Here is a 26,921-nt window from a genome sequence, read left to right as displayed (position 1 = left end):
CCGAAGATGTGACGGGGTTATGCATGGTTTTCATGCACTGGCTTTTAAACACACTGTTGAGTTCTCAAGAAACGGACGCGTACTTCCTCACCAGAACCCGTTCCCGGATCCTCGTTCAGAGGCGTTCATTTCGTCTTGCGTTCTTTCGTTGTGTCTTAATTCTTTCAGCCGTTCAAGTCTCTGTCAAATTGACCGGACTTGCTCGACCTGCTGGAATTAAGCCGCGTCCCGCTTCCGGGACAACCCCTCTAACTTACCAGTTCGTTCAGACAGCTTTGTACCGTCCGGGATGAACCAAAAGTAGTGGGATTTGCCGGGTTCTCCGGAGGCTCTTTCGAACCTCTCGGCCGCCCTGCGCGAAGCAACTCTAGCAGTCTCCCGCACCCACTTCGCGCCACACAGGTAATCGTGAGGTCCTCCCCTGACCACAAGATCTTCAAACCTTGCCCATGTCCCCCTGTACGACACCCGCAGTCAAGCCGTCAGCAAGTCATCCGCAATCGTGCCTCGATACGAAGGTAGCCACGAGCAGACTGCGCTCTCGGAGGTGTCCGCCATGACCCGCTCGGAGTTCGACGACATCCGTGCCTTCCTCGCCGATCCGGCGACCCATGCGGGAGACCTCCTGCGAGTCGCCCGGACGCTGATCGACGACCTCGAACACGCACGCATACGCGAGGCCGTCCTGCGTACCCACTACCTGCGGTTGCTCACCGCGGCGCGGGCGACGGTGGCGGCGGACATGGCCGGCGCGGCCGACCCGCTCGCGTTCGTCACGCACGAACTGGCCGAGCGCGGCCAGTTGCCCGAGGACGCGGAGGCCGTGCAGCGCATCCTGTCCGACGCCCGTACGGCTGAGGCGCTGCTCACCTGCCTTCAGGAGGAGCAGCAGCAACCGCAGCCGGTCGTGCGGATGCGCGGCATGCGCCTGCGGCGGTGCGTCGGCGCGCACCGGACGCTCCCCCGCTGATCCTCCACCCGCTTCCCGGCTGATGGGGGGTAGGTGTGTCGAGGGTTCGACCTGATGACGACTGTGGCCATACCCGGCCTTGGGCACCCGGCTGTAAGACTGCGCGTATGTGGCAACGGGGGCTGAACTGGTCGGCAATCATCCTGGTCGGGATATTTGGTCTGATGTGGATCGGTGTTGTGATCTATGCGGACCAGACGTCTTCGATGTGGGTGCGCGTCGCTCAGGTGCTCTTCGGGGTCCTGCTGTTCGGGTGGGCCGTGTTGAAGGCGATCGTCATGGTCCGGGATCAGGAGGGCTGAAACCGGTACCCCATGCCGGGTTCGGTCAGCAGGTGCACCGGGTGGGCCGGGTCGCGTTCGAGCTTGCGGCGCAGTTGGGCCATGTACTGGCGCAGGTAGTGGGTCTCCTTGAGGTAGCTGACGCCCCACACCTCGGTCAGCAACTGCCGCTGGCTGATCAGTTTGCCGGGATTGCGAAGCAGGATCTCCAGGAAGTGCCATTCCGTCGGCGTCAGCCGTACCCCGCCTGAGATCGTCTTGCCCGCGAGGTCGATCACGTGGTCGCCCAGCCGCACCGTCGCGGGCTCCTCCTCGTGCTGATTCGTGCGGCGGGTAACCGCGCGGATGCGGGCCAGCAGCTCGTCGATGCCGAACGGCTTGGTGACGTAGTCGTCGGCGCCGGCGTCGAGCGCGTCCACCTTGTCCATGCTGTCGGTACGCCCCGACAACACGATGATCGGCACCTTCGTCCAACCCCGCAGCCCCTGGATGACCTCCACGCCGTCGAGATCGGGCAGGCCCAGGTCGAGGACGACCAGGTCGGGATGCCAGTCGGCGGCCTGGCGCAGCGCCGAGGCGCCGTCGGGGGCGACCGCGACCTCGTAGTGCCTGGCCGCCAGGTTGATGCGCAGGGCGCGCAGGATCTGGGGCTCATCGTCGACGACGAGCACGCGGGTCACGGGGCCCTCCTCAGCGAGACGGTCATGGTGAGCCCTCCTCCGGGCGTGTCCTCAAGGAGCAGCGTGCCGCCCATCGCCTCGGTGAGACCGCGCGAGAGCGCGAGGCCGAGGCCCACGCCGGTGTGGTTGTCGCGGTCGCCGAGCCGTTGGAAGGGCAGGAACACCCTTTCATGTGCCTCCGGGGGGATTCCTGGGCCCCTGTCCACGATGCGCATCTCGACGTGTTCGCCGTGCCAGCTCGCGGTGACGAGCACCGGCTCGCCGTCGGGGCTGTAGCGGACGGCGTTCGTCATCAGGTTGACCAGGACGCGTTCGAGCAGCGCCGGGTCGGCCTGGAACTCCGGGAGGTCGGCGGGGAGGTCGCCCTCGACGCGGTCGCGCAGTGGGCCGAGGTCGTCGATCGCGCGGGGCAGCACGTCCTCCACGGCGACGGGCCGCAGGGTGACGCCCAGGACGCCGGCTTGGAGGCGGCTCATGTCGAGCAGGTTCGAGACCAGGCGGTTCAGTTTGATCAGGGACTCGTCGGCGGTGGCCAGCAGTTCGGCGCGGTCGTCGGCCGACCAGGCGATGTCGGTGTTGCGCAGGCTCTCCACGGAGGCCATGGCCGAGGCCAGGGGGGTGCGCAGGTCGTGGCCGACGGCGGCGAGCAGCGCGGTGCGCATGCGGTCGGCCTCGACGAGGGGTTCGGCGCGCTCGGCCGCCTCGCGCAGGCGTTCCTGGCGCAGGGCGACGGCGGCCTCCGCGGCGAACGCCTCCAGGACGCGCCGGTCGCTGGCGTCGAGCACCCGGCCGCGGGTCGCGAGCACGAGCCGGTCGTCGATGGCGACGACGTCACTACCGCCGTCGGTTGCGCCGGGGCTGGTGATCGGCGGGCCGCCGGACGTGGCGACGATGCGCCACTCGCCGGACGGGTCCTCGCGTTCGAGCAGGGTCACGGCGGTCAGCCCGAACGTCTCGCGCAGCCGTCCGAGCAGCGAGGCCAGCGCCGACTCCCCGCGCAGTACGTGCCCCGCCAGCGTGGAGAGCACCTCGGCGTCGGCCCTTGAGCGGACCGCCTCCCTGCTGCGCCGGGCGGCGAGGTCCACGACCGTGCTGACCATGGCCGCGACCAGGACGAAGATCGCCAGCGCCAGCACGTTCTCCGGCTCGGAGATGGTCAGGGTGTGGACCGGCGGCGTGAAGAACCAGTTGAGCAGGCCGAACGCCAGCACCGCCGCCGTGAGCGCCGGCCACATCCCGCCCGCCAGCGCGACCCCGACGACCAGCAGCAGGAAGAGCAGGATCTCGCTGGGCAGGCTCAGGTTCAGCGGCGCGATCACGGCGGTGAGCGACGGCATGGCGAGCAGGGTCAGCGCCCACCCGGACAACCTTCGCGTACGGGTCAGCGCGCCTCCGGACTGCGGCCGGCCGGAGCCTTTCCTGGTGGCCTCGTGCGTGACCATGTGCACGTCGATCGAGCCGGACAGCGCCGTCGTCGTCATGCCCACGCCGCGGCCGAACAGCGGCGCGAGCCGTCCGCGCCGGGAGGCGCCGAGGACGAGCTGGGAGGCGTTCACGCCGTGGGCGAACTCGATCAGCGAGCGCGGGATGTCGTCGCCGACGACCTGGTGGTAGGTGCCGCCGAGGTCCTCGACGAGCTTGCGCTGGCGTACCAGGTTGGCGGGGTCGCCCGCAGTGGACAGGCCGTCGGCGCGGGTGACGTGCACGGCGAGGAGGTCGGCGCCCTTGGTCCTGGCGGCGATGCGGGCTGCGCGGCGTACGAGGGTGTCGCCCTCCGGGCCGCCGGTCAGGGCGACGACCACGCGTTCACGGGCCTCCCAGGTACGCGCGATGTCGTGGTCGGCCCGGTACGCAGTGAGTTGCCGATCCACCCTGTCCGCCACCCAGAGCAGGGCGAGCTCCCGCAGAGCGGACAGGTTGCCGACGCGGAAGTAGTTGGCGAGGGCGGCGTCGACGCGTTCGGGCGGGTAGACGTTGCCGTGGGCGAGGCGGCGGCGCAGGGCCTCGGGTGACATGTCGACGAGTTCGAGCCGGTCGGAGCGCCGTACGAAGTCGTCGGGCACGGTCTCGCGCTGCGGCAGGCCGGTGATCTGCTCGACCACGTCGCGCAGGGACTCCAGGTGCTGGATGTTGAGCGTGGAGACGACGTCGATGCCGGCGTCGAGGATGTCCTGGACGTCCTGCCAGCGTTTGGCGTGGCAGGAGCCGGGTGCGTTGGTGTGGGCCAGCTCGTCGATCAGCACGGTCTTGGGACGGCGAGCGATGATCGCGTCGGCGTCGGGTTCGGTGAAGGTGGCGCCGCGGTGGACGAGAGTGCGTCCCGGCACGACCTCCAGGCCGTCGAGCAGGCGGGCGACCTGGTCGCGGCCGTGGGTCTCGACGTGACCCACGACCACGTCACGGCCGCGCTCCTTGGCCCGGCGCGCCTCGCCGAGCATGGCGTACGTCTTGCCGACGCCAGGCGCGGCGCCCAGGTACACCCGCAGCCGTCCGCGCGACGTGCTTCCCATTCCTCCAGGTTACGGCTGGTATGGCGGGGCGACTCCCCAACCCCAGTGGGGGACGGGGGCCTCCGGCGGCGGGGTGGCGCCGGGCTGGGAGTTGTGCACGGCCAGGCGGGTGCCCCACTCGATGTAGCCGGCGAACGCGGCCCTGAACTCGGGATCGTCGGGCAGGCCGACCTCGCCGGCGGCGTCCATGAGGAGGTTCACCCAGCGGCGGCGCTGCGGCTCGCTGATCGCCCTGCCGAGGTGGTGGGCGAGCATGTGGGAATATCCGCCGCGTTCGTGGGTGTAGCGGTCAGGGCCGCCGAAGACCTCGCTGAGCCACATCGCCACGTATTTCGGATGGTCGGGGTCCATGTGGGCGAACAACGGCCCGATCAGGTCGTCCTTGACGACGGTCCGATAGAACGTCGTGGTGAGCCGTTCGAACGCCTCGGTGCCGCCCGCCCACTCATAGAGGGTCGGAACGTCTTTGTCGGTCATGTAATCATGTAATCAGCAGTGACGGCGTACGACAAGGTCGGAGTCCGGCACTTGGGACGGCCTTCTGGCGGAAACGACTCCAGAAACGACGAAGTCCCTGGTCGCTGTAGAGCGACCAGGGACTTCGGATTGGTAGCGGGGACAGGATTTGAACCTGCGACCTCTGGGTTATGAGCCCAGCGAGCTACCGAACTGCTCCACCCCGCGTCGGTGTGTCGTTATTAACTATACCGTCTCTCCGGAGTGCTCCGACCCAATCGGGGATTTCGCGGCGGGCCGGCCGGGGGTTCCGGTTCCGGAAAAGCAACGAGGCCCTGGCCGTTGGCCAGGACCTCGGATATTGGTAGCGGGGGCAGGATTTGAACCTGCGACCTCTGGGTTATGAGCCCAGCGAGCTACCGAACTGCTCCACCCCGCGTCGCTGTCTTGCTTCTCAAGACTATCGGCGACGGGGGGTGGGCGCAAACTGAATGGGCTAGGTCGTGCCTCCCGGTTGCGAACCCGAGGGTGTCGGGGTCGGCGTGGCCGTGGCCGGCGGCGAGGCGGACGGTGAGGCGGACGGCGTGGCCGACGGGGAGGCCGAAGGCGGCGGGGTCGCGGTCGGCTTCACGTTGGCGCTCTCGATCTGCTTGAGCGCCTCCTCCAGCCGCTTCTGCGCCTTGCCGTACTCGTCCCAGTTCGGGGGGCTGGCCTGGAGGGCCTTCTGGGCGTCCTCGTAGGCCTTCTTGGCGTCGGAGATGGCGGTGTTCAGCGCCGAGGTGTTGGCCTGGTTGGGCGTGGTCTGCTCGGGCTGGGTGTTCGGCTGTTGCTGCTCGCCGCCGAAAACCTGTTCCAGCGCCTGGTCGAGCGTGTCGCCCGAGCCGACCTTGTTTCCGAACGCCACCAGGACCCGCCGCAGGATCGGGTAGGGCTCCTGGCCGGTGCCGGCCTTGGTCTGCACGTAGACGGGCTCGATGTAGATCAGGCCGCTCGCGTACGGCAGGGTCAGCAGGTTGCCGTACCTGACGTTGGCCTGGCCGAGGCCGAGGGGGCCCAGTTCGCCCGAGAACTTGTTCTGGAAGTTGTTCTGGGCCTGACCCGGGCCGGGAACCGTGGTGTTGGACGGCATGCGCAGGATGCGCAGCTTGCCGTAGTCCTTGCCCACCGTGGAGCCCGCCGCCATGAACGCCGCCAGGTTGGGGCCCTCACGGGGGACGAACGTCGTGGTCAGCGAGAACGACGGCTCGGACTCGTCGGGCATCGTCGCCGTCAGGTAGTACGGCGGCTGCTTGACCGACTGGTTGCCCTGCGAGGGGTCGCTGGGGATGTTCCAGAAGTCCTGGGCGCTGTAGAAGGCGGCCGCGTTGGTGACGTGGTAGCGCGACAACATGTAGCGCTGCACCTTGAACAGGTCTTCCGGGTAGCGGATGTGCGCCTGGAGGTCGGGGCTCATCTCCGCGGCGGGCTTGATCGTGCCGGGGAAGGCGTTGGACCACGTCTTCAGCACCGGGTCGTTGCCGTCCCAGGCGTAGAGCGTGACCGTGCCGTCGTAGGCGTCGACCGTGGCCTTGACGGAGTTGCGGATGTAGTTGATCTCGTCCTGCGGCTGCTGGGCGACCACACGGCGGTCGGTGGCCAGGTCGCGGGTCATGTCCCCGAGGCTCTCGCTCTGCGAGTACGGGTAGGCGTTGGACGTCGTGTACCCGTCGATGATCCAGGTGATGCGGCCGTCGACGATCGCCGGATAGGGGTTGCCGTCGAGGGTCAGGAACGGCGCGACCTTCTCCACCCGCTCCCGCGGGTTGCGCACGTAGAGGATCTTGGAGTTCTCGTTGACGTCGCCCGACAGCAGGATGTTCATCTCGCCGTACTTGGCGGCGTAGACCAGCCGGTTGAGGGCCGAGCCGATCGGCACGCCGCCCTTGCCGGTGTAGGTCGTGTTCTGCTGGCCGGTCTGGCCGCCGGAGACCGGGTAGTCGAGCTCCTGCGGGGTCTTCGGGTTGCCGCCGGCGATGACGTACTCGCTGGAGCCGGGGTTCTCGCCGAAGTAGACGCGCGGCTCCTTGAGGCCGGTGCTGGCCGCGAGGTCGCCGGTGACCGGCATGTCCTTGCTGTCGTAGGCGGGCAGGCCGCCCGCGTCGACCTCGTTGCCCGGCTCGGCGACGAAGCCGTAGCCGTGGGTGTAGACCAGCGCGCGGTTGATCCAGTTGTTCTGGGGCGCGGGCGGGCCGAGCAGCTCGCGGACGCCCACCACGTGGTCGACCAGCTTGCCGTCCTTGCCGGGGTAGCGGTCGACGTCGAGCTGGTCGGGGAAGCCGTAGAAGCCGCGGATGCGCTGCGTCTGCTCGAACGTGGACGACACCAGCGCCGGGTCGAGCAGGCGTACGCCGGTCACCGACTCGTCGCCGCCGGCGCTGACCTTGGTGGGGTCGGCCTGGGCGTTGTAGTCGATCACTTCGGCGTTCTGCACGTCGTAGGCTGATCGGGTGGATTGGATGTTCCGGTCGATGTAGAGGGCTTCCTTGCCCTGCTGGTTGGGCTTGACCTGGAACTGCTCGACCAGCAGCAGGTAGACGCCGCCGATCAGGATGGCCGAGAGCACGAGCAGGCCGAACGAGACGCCGGGCAGCATGCCGCCGGGGCGTACGACTCCGGCGAAGAACAGCGCGGCGCAGATGAGCGCGATGATCGCGAGGATGTTCTTGGCCGGGAGCACGGCGTTGATGTCGGTGTAGGACGCGCCGTGCACGTAGCCGCGGTCGGAGAAGACCAGACCGAACCGGTCGATGTAGTAGGCGACGGCCTTGAGCAGGACGAACACGCCCAGCAGCACGGAAAGGTGGATCCGCGCAGCTCTGGAGGCGTGCACGCCCGGCGACTGGAGCCGGAAACCGCCGTAGAGGTAGTGGGTGATCGTGGCCAGGACGATCGAGATGATCACGGCGGTGAACAGGAAGTTCAGCACCATCCTGATGAACGGGTAGTCGAACATGAAGAACGAGATGTCGATGCCGAACTGCTCGTCCTTCTTGCCGAAGGCCGCCCCGTTGACGAACTCCAGCCACGTCTTCCACTGCCCGGCGAGCGAGGAGCCGGAGAAGAGCGCGATCAGACCCATGCCGACGATGAAGATCAGCTTGCGGTGGGGGTCGAGCGCCATGCGATAGCGGTCTGCTCCGCTGCCGCCGCCGAACACGGCGGGGCCGAACATCGGCCGGGTGCGGAAGGCCAGCAGCATGTTGCCGCCCACGATGCCGACCATGAGCACCGCTCCGACGAGGAACAGCACGATCTCGGTCAGCAGCACCCCGGAGAAGACCGACGTGTAGTTGGTCGCGTCAAACCACAGATAGTCGGTATAAATCCCAGAAAAGAGGAAAAACAGGGCCACAATCGCGACCAGCGCGATGGCCACAGGCAGAAGCAGCCGCGGCCGGCGTGGCAGGCGCATCGCCCTGCCGGCTCCTGGGGTCCGGAAGCTCAAGGCCAACCCCTCGTCGTGATGAAGAAACGGTCCGTGTCTGGCAACTTACACCGCAGCGCCAGCCGTACGGCTAACGCACGGCGCCCGCCGGAAGTTTCATCCGGCCTCACAAGCGGGCACAATGCCCTTTCCGGTGCGCAGCGCGTCGAGCGCGAGCACCGCGTCGTGCAACGTGTCGGCCTTGACCAGCCGCAGGCCCTCGGGCACGGCTTTCATGGCCTCCGCGCAGTTGTCGGCGGGGGTGAGGAAAACGGTCGCGCCCGAGTCGCGGGCCCCGACCATCTTCTGGGCGATGCCGCCGATGGGCCCCACCTGGCCCTCGGTGTCGATGGTGCCGGTGCCGGCGATGCGCTTGCCGCCGGTGATCTCGCCCGGGGTCAGCTTGTCGAGTATGCCGAGCGAGAACATCAGCCCGGCGCTCGGCCCGCCGACGTCGCCCACGTTGATCGTGACGTCGAAGGGGAACTTGAACTTCTCCTGCATGAGCACGCCGACGAGGGGTTTGCCGTCCTTGCTGGCGATCGGCTGCAGGGAGACGTCGAGCTTCTGGCTGCCCCTGGTCACGTTGAAGGTCACGGTCTCGCCCGGCTTGTGGGCCTTGACCGTGTCGCCGACGAACTGGGAGTCGGTGGCCGGCTTGCCGTCGACCGAGTTGATCTGGTCGCCCTTCTGCAGCTTGCCGTCGGCGGGCTTGCCCTGTTCGGTGGACAGGACCGTGACGACCCGCTCATAGGGGATCTTCAGCTCGTTGAGCGCGGCGGCCTTCGCGGAGTCCTGGGAGTTGGTCATCTCGACCGCGTTCTCCTCGTCGACCTTCTTCGCGTCGCGGCCGGGCGGGAAGATGGTCTCCTGCGGGACCACCGCGACGGTCGGGTCGATCCAGCCGCGCAACGCGGTCAGCAGGTCGATCTGGGCGGCCGGGCCGCCCTGGTAGGCCACCGTTACCAGGCTCAGCGCGCCGCTGGTGGGATAGGTCTGCCTGCCGCTGATCGAGATGACCGGCTTCTTGTCGATGTCGCCGATGGTGTTCTCGGTCGGGCCGGGGCTCAGCACGACGTACGGGACCGGCCTGAACGCGCCCACGACGCCCAGCGCGAGCACGAAGAAGCCCGCGAGCAGCAGGGTGAGGACGCGTCGTGACATGGTGATGAGCTTATTCGCAGGCGCCGACCCACTCGGTCGCGCCATCGGCGAACACCTGGTGTTTCCAGATGGGGACCTGAGCCTTGAGGTCGTCGATCAACCGGCGCGAGGCCCTGAACGCCTCGTCACGGTGGGGCGAGGCCACGGCGACGATCACCGCCGTGTCGCCGAGCCCGAGGTCGCCGACCCGGTGGACGGCGGCCATCGCGGTGACCGGGAAGTCGGCCGCGACCTTCTCGGCCACGCGGCGCAACTCGTCGGCCGCCGACGGATGGGCGGAGTAGGAGAGCCGGGTCACAGGTTTGCCGTGGTCCTGTTCGCGCACCGTGCCGATGAAGATCGCGGTGCCGCCCGCCGCGTGGTCTCCCACCGCGGCCAGAACCTCGTCCACGGAAAGCGGGGTGTCACGAATGCCAAGCAACCGGATGACGTCCACGGAAAGAGCCTAACCTCACGTTCCTACTGACGACGCTTCTTGCGTACCTGACGGACGATCGCCGCGGTGCCGATGACGGCGACGGTGGCGCCGGCCGCGGTGAGCGTCGCCTCCTTGACCGGCAGCCGCCGGCCGACCACGGTGGTCCGGTTCTCGCGCAGTTCGAGCAGCTGCTGGAAGGCCGCCTCGTTGGTCCACGCGGGCTTCCAGCCCGCCTCGCGCAGCGTCGAGCAGTCGACGACCCACGGGTAGACGACGTAGTGCAGGTCGGTGGCGGGCGCGGGGGTGATGCCGAGCCGGTGGAGACGCTGCGCGGTGCCGAACGTGAGCCCGGCGGGCAGCTCGAACCGGCGGATGCCGGACAGCTCCTCGACCTGCTCCTGCTCCAGCCAGCCGTCGGAGCCCACGGCCACCACTCCGCTGACGGCGCCCTTGGCGGCCAGCTCCAGCGCCGAGATCAGGTCGTCGAGGTGGCAGAACTGCCAATGAGGGCTGCAGCCCTTGACCGTGAGCAGCCTCGGCGACTCGAAGTGCCGGGTGATGACCGTGTCGACGCCCGGCCCGACGACCGCCGCCGGGCGCAGCACCGTGACCTCCAGGCCGGGGTGGCTGCGCAGGGACCTGCGGACCAGCGACTCGATCTCCAGGTAGTCGCCCACGACGCCGGTGTCGGGCTCGGCGGCGACCGGGGAGTCCTCCGGGAGCGGCACCTCGTTGTCGGGCGCGGCGCCGTACACCATGGCGCTGGTGACCAGGATCACCCGCCGCACGCGGGCGGCGGCGCAGGCGGTGAGCACCGTCTGCGCGGCTCTGAGGTTGTACGCGCGCCGCTCCCCCGGGTCGGAGTCGACGGCGTAGTCACCGGCCAGATGGACCAGGACGTCGATGTCGGAGATCCGGTTCGCCAAGAGCGGATCCCGTACGTCGAGCACTCTCCACGTGGCTTCCCGAACGTCGCCGCGCTCTTCGTCGATGGCCACCACTCTGCGGAAATCCGCGGTGGATGCGAGCCTCACGAGCAACTCGCGGCCGATGCCGGAGGCGGCGCCGGTCACGGCGACGACGGGTTGGCGCGGGCGTTTCGAGGTAGGCACCAGGTCCTCACTTTGCACTGATCCGCCGTAGGACGACTAACGTGGCGGATGTGGACTCCTCCATCCTGCACGAGGTAGAGCGGTGACTGACCTGCCAGGTCGCGAAAACGACCCTAACGAGAACCCGTTCGCCATGTTCGGCAACCCTGAGCAGATGGCTCAGGCGATGCGCCAGTTCGCCGACATGTTGTCGGCGCCCCAGGGTTCAGGCCCTGTCAACTGGGACATGGCCAAGAACATCGCACGACACGCCGTGGTCGCCCAAGGCGATCCGAGCGTCATGGAAGGCGAGCGCCGCCAGATCGTCGAGGCGCTGAGCCTGGCCGACCTGTGGCTGAACGAGGCGACGACGCTGCCGAGCGGCGTGTCCAACCCGCAAGCCTGGAGCCGGTCCGAGTGGATCGAGAACACGGTCCCGGTTTGGCGGAAACTTTGCGAACCCGTCGCCGAACGCATGGTCGAGACCATGGGCGGCGCGCTGGGCGGCTCCGGGCTGCCTCCCGAGGCCCAGCAGATGGCCGGGCCGCTGATGGGCATGCTCAAGCAAATGGGCGGCATGATGGTCGGCCAGCAGATCGGCCAGGCGCTCGGCTCGCTGGCCCGCGAGGTGATCGGCACGACCGACATCGGCCTGCCGCTGTCCGACACCGCCGCGCTGCTGCCGGGGGGCATCGCCTCCTTCAGCGAGGGCCTGGAGATCCCCTCCGACGAGATCAGGCTCTACCTGGCGCTGCGCGAGGCCGCGCACCACCGGCTGTTCCAGCACGTCCCGTGGCTGCGCTCGCACCTGCTCGGGGCCGTCGAGGAATACGCCAGGGGCATCACCGTGGACACCTCCGCGCTGGAGGAGCAGATCCGCGGGCTCGACATCAACAACCCCGAGGCGATCCAGGAGGCGTTCAGCGGCGGCGCGCTGCTGAAGCCCGAGGAGACCGAGCGGCAGAAGGCCGCCCTGGCCCGCCTGGAGACGATGCTCGCCCTGGTCGAGGGGTGGGTCGCCACCGTGGTCGACCGGGCCGCCGACGGCAAGCTGCCCTCGGCCGTCGCGCTGGCCGAGACCGTACGCAGGCGGCGGGCGACCGGCGGGCCGGCGGAGCTGACGTTCGGCACGCTGGTCGGGCTGGAGTTGCGGCCCCGGCGGCTGCGCGAGGCCGCGGCGTTGTGGCGCGCGCTGGAGAGCGAGCGCGGGGTCGACGGGCGCGACGCCCTGTGGGGCCACCCCGACCTCATGCCGACCGCCGAGGACCTCGACGACCCCGACGCGTTCGTACGCGGCGAGGCGGCCTGGGACATCTCCCACTTCGAGGCCGGGCCCGACAAGACGAACGGCGACACGGACGGCGACCAGGACGGGGACCAGAGCGGCGACCAGGACGGCGGCCGGTGACCCTGCACGACGACGCGGTGGCGGTGCTGTCCTCGTGGACCGCGCCGACTCCCGAGGAGGAGGCGTTGCGCGTCGAGTTCCTCGGGCACCTGCGGGCGTACGACGACGCGATGTGGCGCGCGTGCGCGCCCGGCCACCTGACGGCGACCACGGCGGTGCTCAGCCACGACGGCGCCCAGGTGCTGCTCACGCTGCATCCGAAGGCCGGGCAATGGCTGCCCATGGGCGGCCATTGCGAGGACTTCGACGATTCGCTGGAGGCGGTGGCGCTGCGCGAGGCCACCGAGGAGTCCGGGATAGCCGGGCTTGAGCTGCTGCCCGGGCCGCTGGCCGTGGACAAGCACGAGGTCTGGTGCCATCCGCCGCGCAGCTGGCACCTCGACGTCGAGTACGCCGCCGTGGCCCCTCCCGGCGCCGAGGCCGTGATGAGCGACGAGTCGCTCGACCTGCGCTGGTTCCCGGTCGACGAGATCCCGGAGCTGTCCGACGAGGCCACGCGCCGGCTGGCCGCACGCGGACGCGCCGCGCTCGGCTCGCGCTCACGTTCGCTGGGCTAGAGTCCTTCGCAACGTTCCAAGGGGGGCCTCGTGGAGACTTCTGCCGTTGGCGGCACGATTGTGACGCCTGGCCGCAGGCCGCGAAAGTTGCCCGGAAGCGTCCTGACCTGGCTGGCCGTGACACCCTTCGCGGCCTGGGCCGTGGCCAGGGTGGCCGGGCTGGAACGAGGTTCGCTGCCCACGCAGATCATGACGGCGACGCCGTACAAGGCGGCCGGGTCGCTGGTCCCCCTCCTGATCGCCGCGGTCGGACGCAAGAAGGCCGCCACGGCCGTCGCGCTGCTCACCACGGCCGCGCTCGGGTTCAGCGTCCTGCCCCGCGCGCTGGGCACGGCCGAGGCCACGACCGGCCGGCCGTTCAAGGTCATGACCATCAACATGTTGTTCGGCCGGGCCGATCCGCAGGTGATCGTGGACCTGGTCCGCGAGTTCCGGCCCGACGTGCTGAGCACGCAGGAGCTGACCCCGAGCGCCGTCGCCGAGATGGACGCGGCCGGCCTGAAGGAGCTCATGCCCCACCGCATGCTCGAGGACGAGTGGGACGCGGGCGGGAGCGGGCTCTACTCCAGGCATCCGCTCCAGCCGCTCTGGGACCTGGTCCCCCCGGTGGGGCACAAGATGCCCGCCGCCATGGTGTCGCTGCCCGGCGGCAAGCCGATCGAGTTCGTGGACGTCCACCCCTACCCGCCGCTCGGCTCCGCCGTGGTCAACTGGAACGAGGCGCTGTCCGCGCTGCCCTCCGCCGACCGGGAGACCGTCCGGATCCTCGCCGGCGACTTCAACGCCTCGCTCGACCACGCCTCGCTGCGCAGGCTGCTGTCACGGGGGTACAAGGACGCCGCCGACCAGGTGGGCGCGGGGCTGATCCCCACGTGGCCGGCCAACAAGCGGGTGCCGCCGATCATCACCATCGACCATGTGCTGGTGGACGAGCGGGTGGGGGTCAGGGAGGTCAGCGTGCGCGACGTACCGGGCACCGATCACCGGGCCGTGCTGGCCGAGCTCACCGTCCCCTGAACGGCGTTCAGCGGGCCGCGATCAGGGCGCGGGTGTTGTCCCAGCCTTCGAGACCGGGGTCGAGGCGTTCGACGTCGCCGAACGTGCGCAGGCGGTGCCAGCCGGGGGTGGTGGCGACCCGGCGCGGGCCCGGGGCCTGGGCGCGGAGCGTGGCGACGACGTCGGGATCGTCGAGGTCGGGATCGGCCCAGCCCGGGAGCGGGAGGGAACAGGCCAGCGCCACCGCTCCCCCGCCCTCTGCCGGGCAGACCGTGATCTCGGCCCGGCCGAGCTCCCTGAACAGCTTGCCGACCAGCAGCGGAGGCAGATCGGGCGCGTCGGCGCCGATCACCGCGGCCTGGTCGCCGGACAGGCGGCCGAGCACGGCTCGCAGCGGCTCGCCGGGCTCGATCGTGATGATCTCCGTGCCGGGCCAGACGATCTCTTCCAGGCCGGGTACGGACGTGACCAGCACGGGGGTGACGAGTTCCAGGCCGGCGACCATCTCGTAGGTGTCCTCGGCCACCGCTTCCAGGAACTCCCGCGGGTCGACGCCGGGGGGCGCGGCCTGGGCCATGTGGTCGTGTACCAGGACGGCGACGATGCGCGTCAACATTCCTCCGGTGCCGTGTGGGCCGCCGAGGAGAATCCTTCGAGGAACCCGCGCGCCCGCTCCGCCTTCGGATACTGTTCTACCAGCGCCCAGAACCTGGTCCCGTGGCTCGGCACGATCAGATGTGCGAGCTCGTGGATGATCACGTAGTTGATGACCCACTCGGGCAGGCCCTTGAGCCGGGTCGAGATCCTGATCGTGCCGTTCTCGGGGGTGCAGGAGCCCCAGCGGTGCTGCTGGTTGTCGACCCATCGCACGCTCACCGGATCGGGCTCGCCGTCGAGGTACCTCGCCGCCAGTTCCCTCGCCCGTTCGAGCAGGGCTTCGTCGGTCGGCCTTCTCCGTTGTTCCTTGGCGGCCAGCCGGTCGAGCATCCGGCTCACCCATTCATCCGCGTCTTCGCCGCTCAGCCAGGCTGGCAGGAGCACGATCGTCTTGTCGCCGTCGCGGTAGGCGGAGACCGTACGCCGGCGACGAGAACTGCGACGGACCTCGACTGTCTCGGGGGGCACATATGCACGTTAGCCGAGACTGACGAAATTCCACAGAGGGTGGACGTTGTTTCTGCTGGTCAGATGATTAAGAGCCGGTGAATTTGGGCATGCGCCTTTCCCGATGCGCGGCCAGGCCCTCCAGCAGGTCGGACGATGCCATGGTCACGGGCTGGGCCAAGGATTCCCACCTCAGGGCGGCTTCCAGGTCTTGATGCTCTTGGTTCAGGGCAACCTTTGTGAGTCTTGTGGCAACTGGAGCCATCTGTGCGATCTTCTGAACGATGGCCGAAACCTCTGGGATGAGGTCATTGTTGGGGAAAGATTGATTTACCAAGCCTTTATCTGCCGCTTCCGTTCCGGTCAGCATGCGACCTGTCAGGAGCATCTCGCGGGCCAGTGACGTACCGGCTCTTCTGGGCAGCAGGTAGGTGGCCGCCATGCCGGGGTGAAGGCCGAGCCGGGTGAAGGGGGCCAGCAGTTTGGCGTCGTGGGCGGCGTACACGAGGTCGCAGGCCAGCGCCACGCAGAGCCCGGCGCCGACCGCGGGGCCGTTGACGGCGGCGACAGTGGGCACCTCCAGGTCGGCGATCATGAGCCAGGTGCGGTAGAAGGCGAGCATGCGGTCGCGCAGCGGCGGCACGGCCTCGGCACCCCTCTCGCCGATCCACGACAGGTCTCCACCGGAGGAGAACGCGCTGCCCGCGCCGGTGACGACGACGCAGCGGAGGTCCCGATCGGCGGCCAGGGCGGTCATGGTCTCGCGCCACTCGGCCGTCATGGCGTCGGTCATGGCGTTGCGGAGTTCGGGGCGGTTGAGGGTGAGGACGACGACTCCGTCGTCATTGCGGTCGACCAAGAGCTCGCTCATGCGGCGAAGCGTAACGCCCTCGACGCCCTCGACGCCTTCCACGGCGGGCTCACGGGGTTGTCCACAGGGTGGCGCACCTCGGCCGGGCGTTGTCCACAGGCGGGGCGGAACGGGCTCGGGATCTTGGTCGGACGTGCGAACCTTCCGGCCATGAGGCCACGTCTGAAGCCAGCCCTCCGGCGAATCCTCCGCGACGAGCACACCCTGCAGTATGGCGTGCACCCCCTCCGGGCGGTCACGCTGACCGGCCTGACCAGATCGGTGCGCCAGTGGATCGAGGGGCTCGACGGCACCCGCGATCTGCGCCGCGTGCTGCGTGACGCGGCGGCCGCCGGTCTCGACGAGCCCTGCGCCCAGGCCCTGCTCGACTACCTCACCACTCGCGGCGCGCTCCACGACGCGGGTCCGTTCCCCGAGCCGTTGCGCGAGCTCTCCCTCGCCGAGAGAGATCGACTGAAGCCCGACCTCGACGCGCTCGACCTCGCCTCCAACACCCCCGAGGGCGGCGTCGAGCTGCTGCGACGCCGTCGGGAGGCGAAGGTCCGCGTCTACGGGGCCGGTCGCGTCGGCGCGCAGATCGTCGCCCTGCTCGCGGCCGGGGGGGTCGGCGACATCCGGGTGGTCGATCCGGGGCCGGTCCGGCCGGGCGACCTCACTCCGGGCGGCCTGACGTGGGCCGAGCTGGGTCTGTCCCGGGAGGAGGGCGCGGCGGCCGTGGCCAGACGACTCACCTCACCCCCTCCGAAGAACGCCCCCGTTCCACCTGCACGGACCCGTCGCTCTCCGACCCGCACCCCGCCCCCGCAGAACGCCCGCACGACCACCGCCCCCTCCGGCGGCACCGCCGCGCGGCCGGTGCGCTCGAACGGCACCTCGCCGCCCGCCGCCGCCGTCCGTGTTCCCCCGGTCGGTCCTGAGCCGCGATCGAGTCGTGAGGAAGAAGGGCCGGTGGTCGTCCCCTCCTCGAACGTCCTGGCCGGTGCTCCTCATCTGGGGGACGGGACCGCGCGCCCCGACCTCGCGATCCTGGCGCCGGTCGGGCCGCTGGACAACGTGCTGGTCAACGAGCTGGCCGACTTCGGCATCCCGCATCTGCTGGTGTCGGCGTTCGAGGGTCACGGGTCCGTCGGCCCGCTGGTGCTTCCGGGGGAGACGGCGTGCCTCCACTGCCTCGACCTGACGCGCCGGGATCACGACCCGACCTGGCCCATGGTCACCGCCAGGCTCGGGGGCTATCCCCCCGGCGAGATCGCCTGCGACACGACCCTCGCCACGCTCGTCGCGGCCGAGGCGACCGGCCATGCGCTTGCTCATCTGGAAGGCCGTACGTCCTCTGTGACGAACGGCACATTGGACGTAATGCCTGATTGGTGCTGGAAAACACGCTCGTGGAGCAGTCATCCGCAATGTCGTTGTATGCGAAACAATCCATATTCGCTAACAATGGTCATGTCACCTACCAGCGACTGACGTGCTCAGGGGACGACCATGAAGGGGGGAAGCGGCATCTCGGAAGAGGTTCCGCGCATGAGTGTGAGCGATCTTCCGCGGCGGGCAGTCACCCGTTCTGCCAAGTTGGCCACCCTCCCGCTCGGGTTCGCCGGGCGGGCCGCCCTCGGGCTGGGCAAGCGCATCGGCGGCAAGTCCGCCGAGATCGTGGCCCAGGAGGTTCAGCAGCGTACCGCCGAGCAGATCTTCAAGGTGCTCGGCGAGCTCAAGGGCGGGGCGATGAAGCTCGGGCAGGCTCTGTCGATCTTCGAGGCGGCGCTCCCGCCGGAGATCGTCGGCCCCTACCGCGCGACGTTGACCAAACTGCAGGACGCCGCGCCTCCGCTTCCGGTCGCCACCGTTCACAAGGTGCTCGCCGAGCAGCTCGGGGACGACTGGCGCAAACACTTCCTCTCGTTCGACGACCGGCCCACGGCCGCCGCCTCGATCGGCCAGGTGCACAAGGCCGTCTGGCACGACGGGCGCGAGGTGGCCGTCAAGATCCAGTACCCGGGGGCGGGCAAGGCGCTGCTCGGCGACTTCACCCAGCTGGCCCGGCTGGGCAAGATGTTCGGGGCGCTGCTGCCCGGCCTCGACATGAAGTCGCTGCTGGCCGAACTGCGCGAACGGATCGCCGAGGAGCTCGACTACCTGCGCGAGGCGGAGGCGCAACACGCGTTCGCGCTGGAGTTCAACGGCGATCCCGACTTCCACGTCCCCGACGTGGTGGCGGCCAACGAGATGGTGCTGGTCAGCGAGTGGATGGAGGGCACTCCGCTGTCGCGCGTCATCACCGAGGGCACCAAGGAGGAACGCGACCACGCGGGGCTGCTGTTCGTCCGGTTCCTGTTCAGCTCGCCCGCCCGGGTCGGCATGTTGCACGCCGACCCGCATCCGGGCAACTTCCGCGTCCTGGCCAACGGCAAGCTCGGGGTGCTCGACTTCGGCGCGGTCAACCGCCTGCCCGGCGGCTACCCGAAGGTCTTCGGGCAGCTCACCCGCATCTTCAACCAGGGCGACATGGACACCGTGATGACCGGTCTCCGCGATGAGGGCTTCATCCGCCAGGACTTCGACATCGACCCCGACGCCCTGCGTGCCTTCCTCGCCCCGTACGTGGAGCCGACGGCCGTGGAGGAGTTCACCTTCAGCCGCGAGTGGTTGCAGGCCCAGGCCGCCAGCGTCACCGATCTCCGTCCGACGAACGTGGTCCGCCAGCTCAACCTGCCGCCGTCGTACGTGCTCATCCACCGGGTGCACGCGGCGGGCGTCGGCGTCCTGTGCCAATTGGGCACGACGGCTCGTTTCCGTGACGAGGTGATCCGCTGGGTACCGGGCTTCTACGACGACCCGAACGACGAGGCTCTGGCGATCGGGTGATCGGGGATCGGGTGATGGCTTGAAGGGTGGGGCGCGGCTTCGGGCTGCTGACCGCTTGTCCTGGTTCGTGCCATCCGCCCAGTAGGGGGAGGTGTCCTGTGGGGCATCGCCTGGCTGGTCAAGGGCGCTGTTCCTGGATGCGGATCAGATTGCCTGCGGGGTCGCGGAAGGCGCAGTCGCGGACTCCGTACGGCTGGTCCATCGGCTCCTGGACTACCTCGGCGCCGCTGGCCTTCAGTCGTTCGAAGGTGGCGTCGAGGTCGGTGGTGGCGAGGTTCACACTGGCAAAGGTGCCCTTGGCCATCATCTCGGTGATGGTACGGCGTTCGTCGTCGGTGATGCCGTAGCCGTTGGCGACCGGCGGCTGCAGGACGATGGAGGTGTCCGGCTGGCCGGCGGGGCCCACCGTGAGCCAGCGCATTCCCTTGTATCCGACGTCGTTGCGTACCTCGAAGCCGAGGGCGTCGCGGTAGAAGGCCAGAGAGGCTTCCGGATCGGTGTGCGGGAGGAAGCTGGAGTGGATGGTGATGTCCATGGAAGTCACGCTAATTGGGGCTAGGTAAGCGCGGTCTCTCGGTTCCTGATGGGTCTGGTCACCTGTTTCGCCACGCACGACGGCATCCCGGCGGTCGCGCTCGCCGCCCGCTGGCGGTAGACGCTCGGTGGCACGCCGACCAACTCGGTGAAGCGGGTGCTGAAGCTGCCCAGTGAGGAGCAGCCGACCGCGAAGCAGACTTCGGTGACGCTCATGTCGCCGCGGCGCAGGAGCGCCATGGCGCGTTCGATGCGGCGGGTCATCAGGTAGCCGTACGGGGCCTCGCCGTAGGCGCGGCGGAACTCGCGGCTGAGGTGGCCGGCTGACATGTTCACGCCGCGGGCCAGGGCTTCCACGTCCAGTGGTTGTGCGTAGTCACGGTCGATGCGGTCGCGTACGCGGCGCAGCAGGGCGAGGTCACGCAGGTGCTGCGCTTCGGCGGGTCTGCTGGTCACATGCGCCATCGTACGTCGCCGGGGTGCCGGCCGGCACCGCCGACCACCTGCCTCCCGCAGCGCACGCGGATCGATGCCCCTACTCTCCGCAGCCCTCCGTACGACGGGGTCGACCCGCCACAGCGCGCCCTTCTCTGCACAGCAGGCGTCACCGCAGCGCAATCGGCGCCAGCGACACGAGCGGCGGACGTATGGCACGCGGGCCAGGGCCAGGGCCTGGGCGACACGTTCGGCGGAAGGACGGCTCGCGGTTGGGGCGGCCGGGATGCGCCTCGCTCGTGGAGGCAGGCCGGGAGGGTGCCTCGCAAGAGGGACGGCCCGGAAAGGCGCCTCCCAAGGAGGGGCGGGACTCCTCGCCTGTGAGGGCGCGCCGAGAGGGGGTCTCGCAAGGGAGACGCGGTCCGGGCGGGGGCCTCGTCCGTGAGGGCGGGGCGGGAGATCGCGGCGGGTTGCCGGGGGAAAGGGAAAAGCCGGGCGCTGGGTGCGCCCGGCTCTTCGGGAAGGTGGGGATCGGGAGATCCTGCGCCGGCGGCAGGACCTCCCGGGTCACACCTGCCGGCTCAGCGCCTTTCGCAAGCGGTCGTTGGCCCGCTTGACCTCGCGCCGCGCCCGCTGTACGCGGCTGATGCGCAAGATGAGACGCTGCTCCTCCGCCTCGCGGTGGAGAGTTTGTATTCGGTCGTTTACCAAGTCATGAAAAAGATACGGCACGGCCAGGCTCCTGGTGGAATGAGTGCTCATGGGTGTTTCGGTTCTCTCTCGCTCGTAGGGTCGGACGATGGTGGTCAGGCAGCGACCGGGTGCTTGCGGGGACGCCCGCGCGGACGCTTGCGGGGAACAACCGTTCCCCTGAGGATCAGTTCGCCGCCCCAGACGCCCCACGGCTCCTCGCGCTCAAGCGCGCGGGCCAGGCAGGCCTGCTGGATCGGGCAGCCGCCGCAGAGAGCCTTGGCGAACTCGACGTCCTCGGGTGACTCTGCGAACCACAGGTCAGGGTCGGTACGACAGGGGATCTTGGCTTCGTCGATCAGGTCCATGATCGTCTTCGCCCCCATCTGCTTCTCCTTTTGATCGATCTTTTGATCTTGGTCTGGCACCTCGGAGGTGATAGGGGACCGCGGACAAAACAAAGAGGCCGCGGATCCTGTGTGCGGATCCGCGGCCTGGGGGCTGCTATGTGCCGGTCAGGTTATGACCGGAGCATCCCTCCAGGGTTGCGGACCGCACAGTCCACCCTTGGTGAGCTGGTTGGTCGGGACAGCGATACCTGCGCCATAGACAGGAGCGCCTTGCGGAACGGCGACACCCACGTGGGCTCGCGCACGGAAGGCGGCGGCCTGGATACGGGCAGACTTCTCCTGCCGCAGCTTGGCCGGCCCATCAGCGAGCCTCACCGAGTCACGGCATGCGGAAGCAAGCCACTGCGCGGCCGTCATCTTGATGCTCATCACCGGGGCTCACCTCCACTCATCAGATCGTCGGAAACAGGAGTGTCCGACTCGCTTGTCCATGACCCTAAACCGGGAAGCCGGGAAGGGGCAACATATTTTCTACCTGCGATTTTGTGACACAACTACGCTCAAGCAGCGACAGTCACACAGCGTCTGCGACGGCGCCTGTGACAGCTCACGTGACAGCGTCCGCGACGGCGTCCGTAGCGGGGCTACTTCGCCACGCGGATCATCGCCTCCTGGACGACGGAGACCACCAGCTCGCCCGACGCGGTGAACATCTCGCCGCGCGCGAGCCCCCGAGCGCCCGCCGACCACGGCGCCTCCTGGGCGTACAGGAGCCAGTCGTCGGCCCTGAACGGGCGGTGGAACCACATCGCGTGGTCCAGGGAGGCGCCGATGACGTTCGAGGCTCCCCAGGCCATCCCGTGGGCCAGCAGGATCGTGTCCACGAGCGTGAAGTCCGACGCGTACGCGGCCAGCACGACGTGCAGCAGCAGGTCGGCGGGCAGGTCGGCGTCGTAGCGGAACCACACGTTGGTCTGGGCGCTGCGCAGCTCGGGGTTCAGGTGCGCCTCCCACGTCAGCGGCGAGACGTAGCGCGCGTCCACGGGTCGCGGGCGCGAGAGCCATTCCCGCAGCTCGGGGTGGTCGCCCAGCACCTCCGACATCCTGTTCTGGAACGTCGGCAGCGTCTCGGGGGCGGGCACGACGGGCGCCACCGACGCCTGGTGCTCCACGCCCTCCTCGAAGATGTGGAACGAGGCCGACATCGTGAAGATCGCCTTGCCGTGCTGCACCGCGACGATCCTGCGCGTGGTGAACGAACGGCCGTCGCGCAGGCGCTCGACGTTGTAGACGATGGGGATCGACGGGTCGCCCGGCCTGATGAAGTAGGCGTGCAGGGAGTGGACGTGCCGATCCTTGGGGACGGTGCGGCCGGCCGCCACGAGGGCCTGCGCAGCCACCTGGCCGCCGAAGACGCGCTGGATACGTTCCTCCGGGCTTCTCCCCCGGAAGATGTCCAGCTCGATCTGCTCAAGGTCGAGCAGATCGAGCAGCTCCTTCAGCGCCTCGTTCACAGGGCCCCCTCACAGACGAACCTTCCATCGACAAGTCTGACGTGCCGCGCTTGTTCCCCCAAACCCGCCCTGCGTTGGCGGAATGCTCCCATCTCGCTGTTTCGCCCGGTGGGGAAGGAACTCACGCGCGCGGGGACCGGCCGTACGTGAGGGATCTCACCCGCGGCACAGGGCCAGGACGGCCTCGCCGTAGCGGTCGACCTTGACCCGGCCGATGCCGGCGATCGACAGCAACTCCTGTTCGGTGGCCGGCGCACGTTCGGCGATGGCCTGCAGCGTGACGTCGGTGAAGACGACGTACGGCGGGATCTTGGCCTCCTTGGCGGTGGCCGTACGCCAGGACTTGAGGCGTTCGAGCAGGGCCTCGTCGTACTCCGCGGGACAGGTCGCGCAGCGGCCGAGTTTCTGCTCCGTCGCGGCCACCAGCGTCTTGGCGCAGACGCGGCAGCTCACCGGCGCGGCGACCTTGCGGCGCTCGCCGGCCGGGGTCGTCACGCGCGGGGGGGTCGAGGCGCGGCCGGTCAGCCCGTCGAGGAATCGCGAGGGCCGGCGGCCCTTGCGCCCGCCGGGCGCGCGGGCGAGCGCCCAGGACAGCGACAAATGCTCGCGGGCGCGGGTGACGCCCACGTAGAGCAGGCGGCGTTCCTCCTCGATCTGTTCCGGGGTCTCGGCGTAGATGATCGGCAGCATGCCGTCGGTGAGGCCGACGAGGAACACCGCGTCCCACTCCAGGCCCTTGGCTGCGTGCAGGGAGGCGAGCGTGACGCCCTCGACCGGCGGCGCGTGCTGCTCGGAGGCGCGGCGTTCCAGCTCGGCGACGTACGCGGGCAGGTCGGCGCCCTCGGCGGCCATGTCCTCGGCCAGGTCGGCCAGCGCCTTCAGCGACTCCCACTTCTCCCTCGCCTTGCCGCCGCCGGGCGGGTTGGGGGTCAGGCCGACCCCGGCCAGGATGTGGTGCACCTCCGAGGCCAGCGGCTCGCCCGCGGCCGACCGGGCGGCGCCGCGCAGCAGCACGACCGCCTGCCGCACCTCGGGACGTTCGAAGAAGCGCTCGGCGCCGCGCAGCACGTACGGGATCTCGGCCTTGGACAGGGCCTCCTCGTACGACTCCGACTGGGAGTTGACTCGGAACAGCACGGCGATCTCGCGCGAGAGCACGCCCTTGTCCAGCAGCTTCCTGATCGCCCGCGCCACGCCCGCGGCCTCGGCGGGCTCGTCGTCGTAGTCGGAGAAGACCGGGTTGGGGCCATCGGGGCGCTGGGCGATGAGTTCGAGGCGGTTGGGGGACTTGGACTTGGCGATGACCAGGTTGGCCAGGTTCACGACCTGGGGGGTGGAACGGTAGTCGCGCACCAGTTTGATGACGGCGGCGCTCGGGTGCTCGACGGCGAAGTTGGTGAGGTAGCGGGGGCTCGCGCCGGTGAAGGAGTAGATGGTCTGGTTGGGGTCGCCGACCACGCAGATGTCGTCGCGTCCGCCGAGCCAGGTGTCGAGCAGGAGCTTCTGCAGCGGGTTGACGTCCTGGAACTCGTCCACGACGAAGTAGCGGTACTGCTGGCGGATCTGGGCCGCGACCTCCTGGTGCTCGGTCATCACGGCGGCGGTCAGCTCAAGGATGGTCTCGAAGTCGACCAGGTGGCGTTCGCGCCTGACGCGCTCGTACGCGTCGTAGAGCCGGGCCACCTCCTCCGGGGAGCCGGGCGGGGTGCGGTGGTGCTTGGCGGCGGCGGCCACGTAGTCTTCGGGGCCGATCTGGGAGACCTTGGCCCATTCGACCTCGGCCGCGATGTCCCGCAGCTCGGACCGGTCGGGATTTTTCCGGATCTGGCGGCAGGCTTCGATCAGCACCGGCAACTTCGACTCGATGACCGAAGGGGCCTCACCGCCGATCACCCGGGGCCAGAAGTAGGTGAGCTGACGCAGCGCGGCCGCGTGGAACGTACGGGCCTGGACGCCCGGAGCCCCCAGCGCGCGCAACCGCTGCCGCAGCTCCCCCGCCGCCCGCGTGGTGAACGTCACCGCCAGCACGCTGGACGCGTCGACCACCCCGCTGCGCACCGCGTGGGCGATGCGGTGGGTGATCGCCCTGACCTTGCCCGTGCCCGCGCCCGCGAGCACGCATACGGGGCCGCGCACCGCCTCGGCGACCGCCCGCTGCTCGGGGTCGAGGCCGCTCAGGACGTCATCCACGCTGTTCACCCGATCTTCCTCTCCCACCAAGTGGCGCCGAAGCACTTTATTCTGGCAACATGCGGCCCGACGTATGTTCATAGTCACCGAGATGCAAAGAACTGGTCTCTTCCCCCACAATGGGGCCGACCATGCTGCATGGGGGAAAGGAAGGCCGTGCGAACAGCGGTTTCCGTGAGCGCGCTCGTGCTCGCTGCCGTGGCGCTCACACCCTCTGTCGCGCTCGCGGCCGAGCCGCCGGTCCCCGTGGTGACGAATCCCACAGACCCGGACGGTCTCGGCGGCCTGGCCACGGAGACCCTTTCGTACGGTTCGCAGCAGCACCAGGACATGGACGTCTGGTGGACGCCCGACGGCCAGAAGCGCCCCGGCGTCTTCCTGATCCACGGCGGCTGGTGGTCGGGCGGCGACAAGAAGTACATGAAGGAGATCACCCGCAGCTACGCCGACCTCGGGTACACGGTCTTCAACATCAACTACCGCCTCTCCGGCGCGGCCCCCTGGCCGGCGCAGCGCACCGACGCGCTGACCGCCATCGCCACGGCCCGCAAGCACGCCGACCGGTGGTCCTTCGACGCCAGCAAGTACGTCGTCGTCGGTTTCTCGGCCGGCGGGCACATCGCCGCCTCGGTCGGCACGTACGGCAACGGCATCGCCGGGCTGAAGGGCGTGGTCGGGCTCTCGCCGATCATCTCGCCGCTGCGGGCGTACTCCGACGGTGAGAAGACCGCCAACCCGGACAAGCGCAAGCTTCGCGAGGCCGCCATCCGGCTGGCCGGCGGCTGCGAGCCCAAGGGCAAGTGCTCGCGCATCTGGGCGAGCATGGAGGTCGCCTGGCACGCCAGCGCCAAGGACGCGCCCATGCTGACCGTCCACTCCGAGGACGAGTTCGTGCCGCCGACGCAGAGCCAGCTGCTCAAGCAGATGCTCGGCCAGGTGGGCGTGCCGATGACGATCATGACCGCCCCGGGCACCAACCACAGCGCCCCGCTCTACCGGGAGCCGGGCGTGGCCGAGCGGGTGCAGGCGTGGATCGCCGAGCGAATCGGCTAGTGGCCCTCGGGTAGGGATTAAGCGGGCGCCTCCACGTTGTTGCACCGAGCGCCTGATTTTCCTGACCTTGGAGGGACAACCCGACATGGCGCTCACGGTCTACAGCACTACCTGGTGTGGCCCCTGCAAGCGGCTGAAGTCGCAACTCGCCCGCGAGGGCATCAGCTTCAAAGAGATCGACATCGAGCGCGACCCCGCCGCCGCCGAGTTCGTCATGAGCGTCAACAACGGCAACCAGACCGTGCCGACCGTGGTGATCGAGACCTCCCACGGCCGGATCGTCCGGACCAACCCCTCCGCTCGCGAGGTCAAGGCCCTGCTCGAAGCGGCCTGATCACCAGTCGCCGGTGAGCTCGCCGCCGTACCACGTCTCGATCAGGCGGCGGGCTATCGACACCGGGGGCGGCAGGCGCAGCGTGCCCTCCCGAAGCGCGGCCAGCAGCTCCTCACGGGAGAACCAGCGTGCCTCGGCGATCTCCTCGGCGTCGGGGATCAGCGTGGTCGTGGTGGCGTCGGCGAAGAAGCCGAGCATGAGGCTGCGCGGGAACGGCCAGGGCTGGCTGCCCAGGTAACGCGGGTTGACGACGGTGACGCCGACCTCTTCGGCGACCTCGCGGACCACCGCGTACTCAAGGGACTCGCCCGGCTCCACGAACCCCGCCAGGATCGACAACCGCCCCTCCGGCCACTGCGGGCCGCGGGCCAGCAGGCAGCGGTCGTCCTCGTCGCGGACCAGCATGATCACTGCCGGGTCGACGCGCGGGAAGTGCTGGCTGGAGTCCTGTGGGCAGACCCGGACGTGGCCGCCGGCGCGCACCTGCGTGCGGGTGCCGCAGCGGGGGCAGAACTCGTGGGAGGCGTGCCAGGCCTCCAGGGCCACCGCGTAGACCAGCAGGCCCGCGTCGCGGTCGCCGAGCAGGCCGCCCACCTGGCGCAGCCCGGCGGGCACCGGACGGCCCTCCGGCGTGTCACGCAGGCTCATCGGCATCGTCACGCGGCCGTTGAGGTCGCCGACCGGCGCGCCGCGGAGCGGCGCGACCACCGCGAAGTAGGCCGTGCCGTCCTCTACGCCGAGCAGGTAGCGCTCGCCCGGCGGCGCCTGCGCGGGCGTGTAGAGCACCGCGTGCACCTCGTCCCCGGACCGCCGCACGAGAGTGTGGCCGTCGTCGATCACCAGCACCCTGGTGTCGGGGTCGGCCCACGCCTTCTCCAGCCAGCGTTCGTCGGTACGCAGCGCCGACGATCTGTCGGTGGTCCCCCGTGCCAGGAGCAGTGGGCCGATGAGTTGCTCTTCCGCGGTGTTGTGCACAGGCCGCCC

General features: G+C 69.3%; 25 protein-coding genes and 2 tRNA genes. 9 read left to right on the top strand and 18 right to left on the bottom strand.

What is annotated here, in order from left to right; all coding sequences use genetic code 11:
- Positions 1–556 precede the first annotated feature (556 nt).
- Complete coding sequence (locus DMB42_RS22060; protein WP_125636836.1) at positions 557–970, top strand: hypothetical protein; 414 nt, start codon at positions 557–559, stop codon at positions 968–970.
- A 107-nt stretch (positions 971–1,077) separates the two neighbouring features.
- A complete protein-coding gene (locus DMB42_RS22055; protein WP_125636835.1) occupies positions 1,078–1,272 on the top strand; it encodes a hypothetical protein in 195 nt (64 codons plus the stop codon).
- On the opposite strand, the gene DMB42_RS22050 is transcribed toward DMB42_RS22055, so the two are convergent.
- The 9 genes from DMB42_RS22050 to DMB42_RS22010 form a co-directional block, all read right to left on the bottom strand.
- On the bottom strand, positions 1,260–1,931 hold the full coding sequence (locus DMB42_RS22050) for a response regulator (RefSeq protein WP_125636834.1): 672 nt from the start codon (positions 1,929–1,931) through the stop codon (positions 1,260–1,262). The two genes, DMB42_RS22055 and DMB42_RS22050, sit on opposite strands and share 13 nt — an antisense overlap.
- Positions 1,928–4,441 carry a DUF4118 domain-containing protein gene (locus DMB42_RS22045; RefSeq protein WP_125636833.1) on the bottom strand — a complete coding sequence of 838 codons (2,514 nt, stop codon included), beginning with the start codon at positions 4,439–4,441 and terminating at the stop codon, positions 1,928–1,930. Before DMB42_RS22045 ends, DMB42_RS22050 begins: the two co-directional genes overlap by 4 nt.
- A 9-nt stretch (positions 4,442–4,450) precedes the next feature.
- Positions 4,451–4,918, bottom strand: a complete 468-nt coding sequence (locus DMB42_RS22040) for a group II truncated hemoglobin (protein WP_125636832.1) — start codon at positions 4,916–4,918, stop codon at positions 4,451–4,453.
- Between the two features lie 130 nt (positions 4,919–5,048).
- Positions 5,049–5,125 (bottom strand) — tRNA-Met (locus DMB42_RS22035).
- A gap of 134 nt (positions 5,126–5,259) precedes the next feature.
- A tRNA-Met gene (locus DMB42_RS22030) sits at positions 5,260–5,336 on the bottom strand.
- Positions 5,337–5,393: 57 nt separating this feature from the next.
- Positions 5,394–8,348 carry a UPF0182 family protein gene (locus DMB42_RS22025; protein WP_125636831.1) on the bottom strand — a complete coding sequence of 985 codons (2,955 nt, stop codon included), beginning with the start codon at positions 8,346–8,348 and terminating at the stop codon, positions 5,394–5,396.
- Positions 8,349–8,477: 129 nt separating this feature from the next.
- Complete coding sequence (locus DMB42_RS22020; RefSeq protein WP_125636830.1) at positions 8,478–9,524, bottom strand: PDZ domain-containing protein; 1,047 nt, start codon at positions 9,522–9,524, stop codon at positions 8,478–8,480.
- A gap of 10 nt (positions 9,525–9,534) precedes the next feature.
- A complete protein-coding gene (locus DMB42_RS22015; RefSeq protein ID WP_125636829.1) occupies positions 9,535–9,960 on the bottom strand; it encodes a molybdenum cofactor biosynthesis protein MoaE in 426 nt (141 codons plus the stop codon).
- Between the two features lie 23 nt (positions 9,961–9,983).
- Entirely contained in the window at positions 9,984–11,057 is a 1,074-nt protein-coding gene (locus tag DMB42_RS22010; RefSeq protein ID WP_125636901.1) for an NAD-dependent epimerase/dehydratase family protein, read from the bottom strand.
- Between the two features lie 130 nt (positions 11,058–11,187).
- On the opposite strand from DMB42_RS22010, the gene DMB42_RS22005 reads away from it, so the two are divergent.
- From DMB42_RS22005 to DMB42_RS21995, 3 genes are all read left to right on the top strand, one after another.
- Entirely contained in the window at positions 11,188–12,441 is a 1,254-nt protein-coding gene (locus DMB42_RS22005; RefSeq protein ID WP_125636900.1) for a zinc-dependent metalloprotease, read from the top strand.
- On the top strand, positions 12,438–12,998 hold the full coding sequence (locus DMB42_RS22000) for an NUDIX hydrolase (protein ID WP_125636828.1): 561 nt from the start codon (positions 12,438–12,440) through the stop codon (positions 12,996–12,998). The genes DMB42_RS22005 and DMB42_RS22000 overlap by 4 nt, the downstream gene beginning before the upstream one ends.
- 87 nt (positions 12,999–13,085) lie before the next feature.
- Positions 13,086–14,015: an endonuclease/exonuclease/phosphatase family protein gene (locus tag DMB42_RS21995; RefSeq protein ID WP_260477846.1), complete on the top strand. Its 930-nt coding sequence runs from the start codon at positions 13,086–13,088 to the stop codon at positions 14,013–14,015.
- Positions 14,016–14,022: 7 nt separating this feature from the next.
- Here the strand turns inward: DMB42_RS21995 and DMB42_RS21990 are convergent, their stop codons facing one another.
- The 3 genes from DMB42_RS21990 to DMB42_RS21980 form a co-directional block, all read right to left on the bottom strand.
- Positions 14,023–14,610, bottom strand: coding sequence for a hypothetical protein (locus DMB42_RS21990; protein ID WP_185844796.1), 588 nt, complete (start codon positions 14,608–14,610; stop codon positions 14,023–14,025).
- Complete coding sequence (locus tag DMB42_RS21985; RefSeq protein WP_125636826.1) at positions 14,604–15,119, bottom strand: M48 family metallopeptidase; 516 nt, start codon at positions 15,117–15,119, stop codon at positions 14,604–14,606. The genes DMB42_RS21990 and DMB42_RS21985 overlap by 7 nt, the downstream gene beginning before the upstream one ends.
- Positions 15,120–15,186: 67 nt before the next feature.
- Positions 15,187–15,969: an enoyl-CoA hydratase/isomerase family protein gene (locus DMB42_RS21980; protein ID WP_125636825.1), complete on the bottom strand. Its 783-nt coding sequence runs from the start codon at positions 15,967–15,969 to the stop codon at positions 15,187–15,189.
- Positions 15,970–16,119: 150 nt separating this feature from the next.
- Here DMB42_RS21980 and DMB42_RS53345 point away from each other — a divergent pair, with 150 nt between their 5' ends.
- The gene (locus DMB42_RS53345) at positions 16,120–17,439 is read left to right on the top strand and encodes a ThiF family adenylyltransferase (RefSeq protein WP_185844795.1); all 1,320 of its coding nucleotides are present in this window, start codon (positions 16,120–16,122) and stop codon (positions 17,437–17,439) included.
- 63 nt (positions 17,440–17,502) lie between these two features.
- On the top strand, positions 17,503–18,837 hold the full coding sequence (locus tag DMB42_RS21965; protein ID WP_125636898.1) for an AarF/ABC1/UbiB kinase family protein: 1,335 nt from the start codon (positions 17,503–17,505) through the stop codon (positions 18,835–18,837).
- A gap of 118 nt (positions 18,838–18,955) precedes the next feature.
- On the opposite strand, the gene DMB42_RS21960 is transcribed toward DMB42_RS21965, so the two are convergent.
- From DMB42_RS21960 to DMB42_RS21935, 5 genes are all read right to left on the bottom strand, one after another.
- Positions 18,956–19,372, bottom strand: coding sequence for a VOC family protein (locus tag DMB42_RS21960; RefSeq protein ID WP_125636824.1), 417 nt, complete (start codon positions 19,370–19,372; stop codon positions 18,956–18,958).
- 20 nt (positions 19,373–19,392) lie between these two features.
- Complete coding sequence (locus tag DMB42_RS21955) at positions 19,393–19,836, bottom strand: helix-turn-helix transcriptional regulator (RefSeq protein ID WP_221762273.1); 444 nt, start codon at positions 19,834–19,836, stop codon at positions 19,393–19,395.
- A gap of 776 nt (positions 19,837–20,612) precedes the next feature.
- Positions 20,613–20,882, bottom strand: a complete 270-nt coding sequence (locus DMB42_RS21945) for a WhiB family transcriptional regulator (RefSeq protein WP_125636897.1) — start codon at positions 20,880–20,882, stop codon at positions 20,613–20,615.
- A gap of 608 nt (positions 20,883–21,490) precedes the next feature.
- The gene (locus DMB42_RS21940; protein ID WP_125636821.1) at positions 21,491–22,360 is read right to left on the bottom strand and encodes an acyl-CoA thioesterase II; all 870 of its coding nucleotides are present in this window, start codon (positions 22,358–22,360) and stop codon (positions 21,491–21,493) included.
- 156 nt (positions 22,361–22,516) lie between these two features.
- The gene (locus DMB42_RS21935) at positions 22,517–24,550 is read right to left on the bottom strand and encodes an ATP-dependent DNA helicase UvrD2 (RefSeq protein WP_125636896.1); all 2,034 of its coding nucleotides are present in this window, start codon (positions 24,548–24,550) and stop codon (positions 22,517–22,519) included.
- Positions 24,551–24,706: 156 nt separating this feature from the next.
- Here DMB42_RS21935 and DMB42_RS21930 point away from each other — a divergent pair, with 156 nt between their 5' ends.
- Complete coding sequence (locus DMB42_RS21930) at positions 24,707–25,603, top strand: alpha/beta hydrolase (RefSeq protein ID WP_260477845.1); 897 nt, start codon at positions 24,707–24,709, stop codon at positions 25,601–25,603.
- Positions 25,604–25,688: 85 nt separating this feature from the next.
- On the top strand, positions 25,689–25,937 hold the full coding sequence (locus tag DMB42_RS21925) for a mycoredoxin (RefSeq protein WP_125636819.1): 249 nt from the start codon (positions 25,689–25,691) through the stop codon (positions 25,935–25,937).
- On the opposite strand, the gene nudC is transcribed toward DMB42_RS21925, so the two are convergent.
- Positions 25,938–26,912 carry an NAD(+) diphosphatase gene (gene nudC, locus DMB42_RS21920; protein ID WP_125636818.1) on the bottom strand — a complete coding sequence of 325 codons (975 nt, stop codon included), beginning with the start codon at positions 26,910–26,912 and terminating at the stop codon, positions 25,938–25,940.
- Positions 26,913–26,921 lie beyond the last annotated feature (9 nt).

The sequence above is a fragment of the Nonomuraea sp. WAC 01424 genome (genome assembly GCF_003947315.1).
GTDB classification, from domain to species: Bacteria; Actinomycetota; Actinomycetes; order Streptosporangiales; family Streptosporangiaceae; genus Nonomuraea; species Nonomuraea spiralis.
Note: the sequence above shows the minus strand (reverse complement) of the source record. Positions and strands in the feature narration are given on the sequence as shown.

Coding starts and splice junctions, on each gene's coding strand:
- DMB42_RS22060 (WP_125636836.1), top strand. CDS start 557: ATGACCCGCTCGGAGTTCGACGACATCCGTGCCTTCCTCGCCGATCCG.
- DMB42_RS22055 (WP_125636835.1), top strand. CDS start 1,078: ATGTGGCAACGGGGGCTGAACTGGTCGGCAATCATCCTGGTCGGGATA.
- DMB42_RS22045 (WP_125636833.1), bottom strand. CDS start 4,441: ATGGGAAGCACGTCGCGCGGACGGCTGCGGGTGTACCTGGGCGCCGCG.
- DMB42_RS22040 (WP_125636832.1), bottom strand. CDS start 4,918: ATGACCGACAAAGACGTTCCGACCCTCTATGAGTGGGCGGGCGGCACC.
- DMB42_RS22025 (WP_125636831.1), bottom strand. CDS start 8,348: ATGCGCCTGCCACGCCGGCCGCGGCTGCTTCTGCCTGTGGCCATCGCG.
- DMB42_RS22020 (WP_125636830.1), bottom strand. CDS start 9,524: ATGTCACGACGCGTCCTCACCCTGCTGCTCGCGGGCTTCTTCGTGCTC.
- DMB42_RS22005 (WP_125636900.1), top strand. CDS start 11,188: ATGTTCGGCAACCCTGAGCAGATGGCTCAGGCGATGCGCCAGTTCGCC.
- DMB42_RS21990 (WP_185844796.1), bottom strand. CDS start 14,610: ATGTTGACGCGCATCGTCGCCGTCCTGGTACACGACCACATGGCCCAG.
- DMB42_RS21980 (WP_125636825.1), bottom strand. CDS start 15,969: ATGAGCGAGCTCTTGGTCGACCGCAATGACGACGGAGTCGTCGTCCTC.
- DMB42_RS53345 (WP_185844795.1), top strand. CDS start 16,120: ATGAGGCCACGTCTGAAGCCAGCCCTCCGGCGAATCCTCCGCGACGAG.
- DMB42_RS21960 (WP_125636824.1), bottom strand. CDS start 19,372: ATGGACATCACCATCCACTCCAGCTTCCTCCCGCACACCGATCCGGAA.
- DMB42_RS21955 (WP_221762273.1), bottom strand. CDS start 19,836: ATGGCGCATGTGACCAGCAGACCCGCCGAAGCGCAGCACCTGCGTGAC.
- DMB42_RS21945 (WP_125636897.1), bottom strand. CDS start 20,882: ATGGGGGCGAAGACGATCATGGACCTGATCGACGAAGCCAAGATCCCC.
- DMB42_RS21925 (WP_125636819.1), top strand. CDS start 25,689: ATGGCGCTCACGGTCTACAGCACTACCTGGTGTGGCCCCTGCAAGCGG.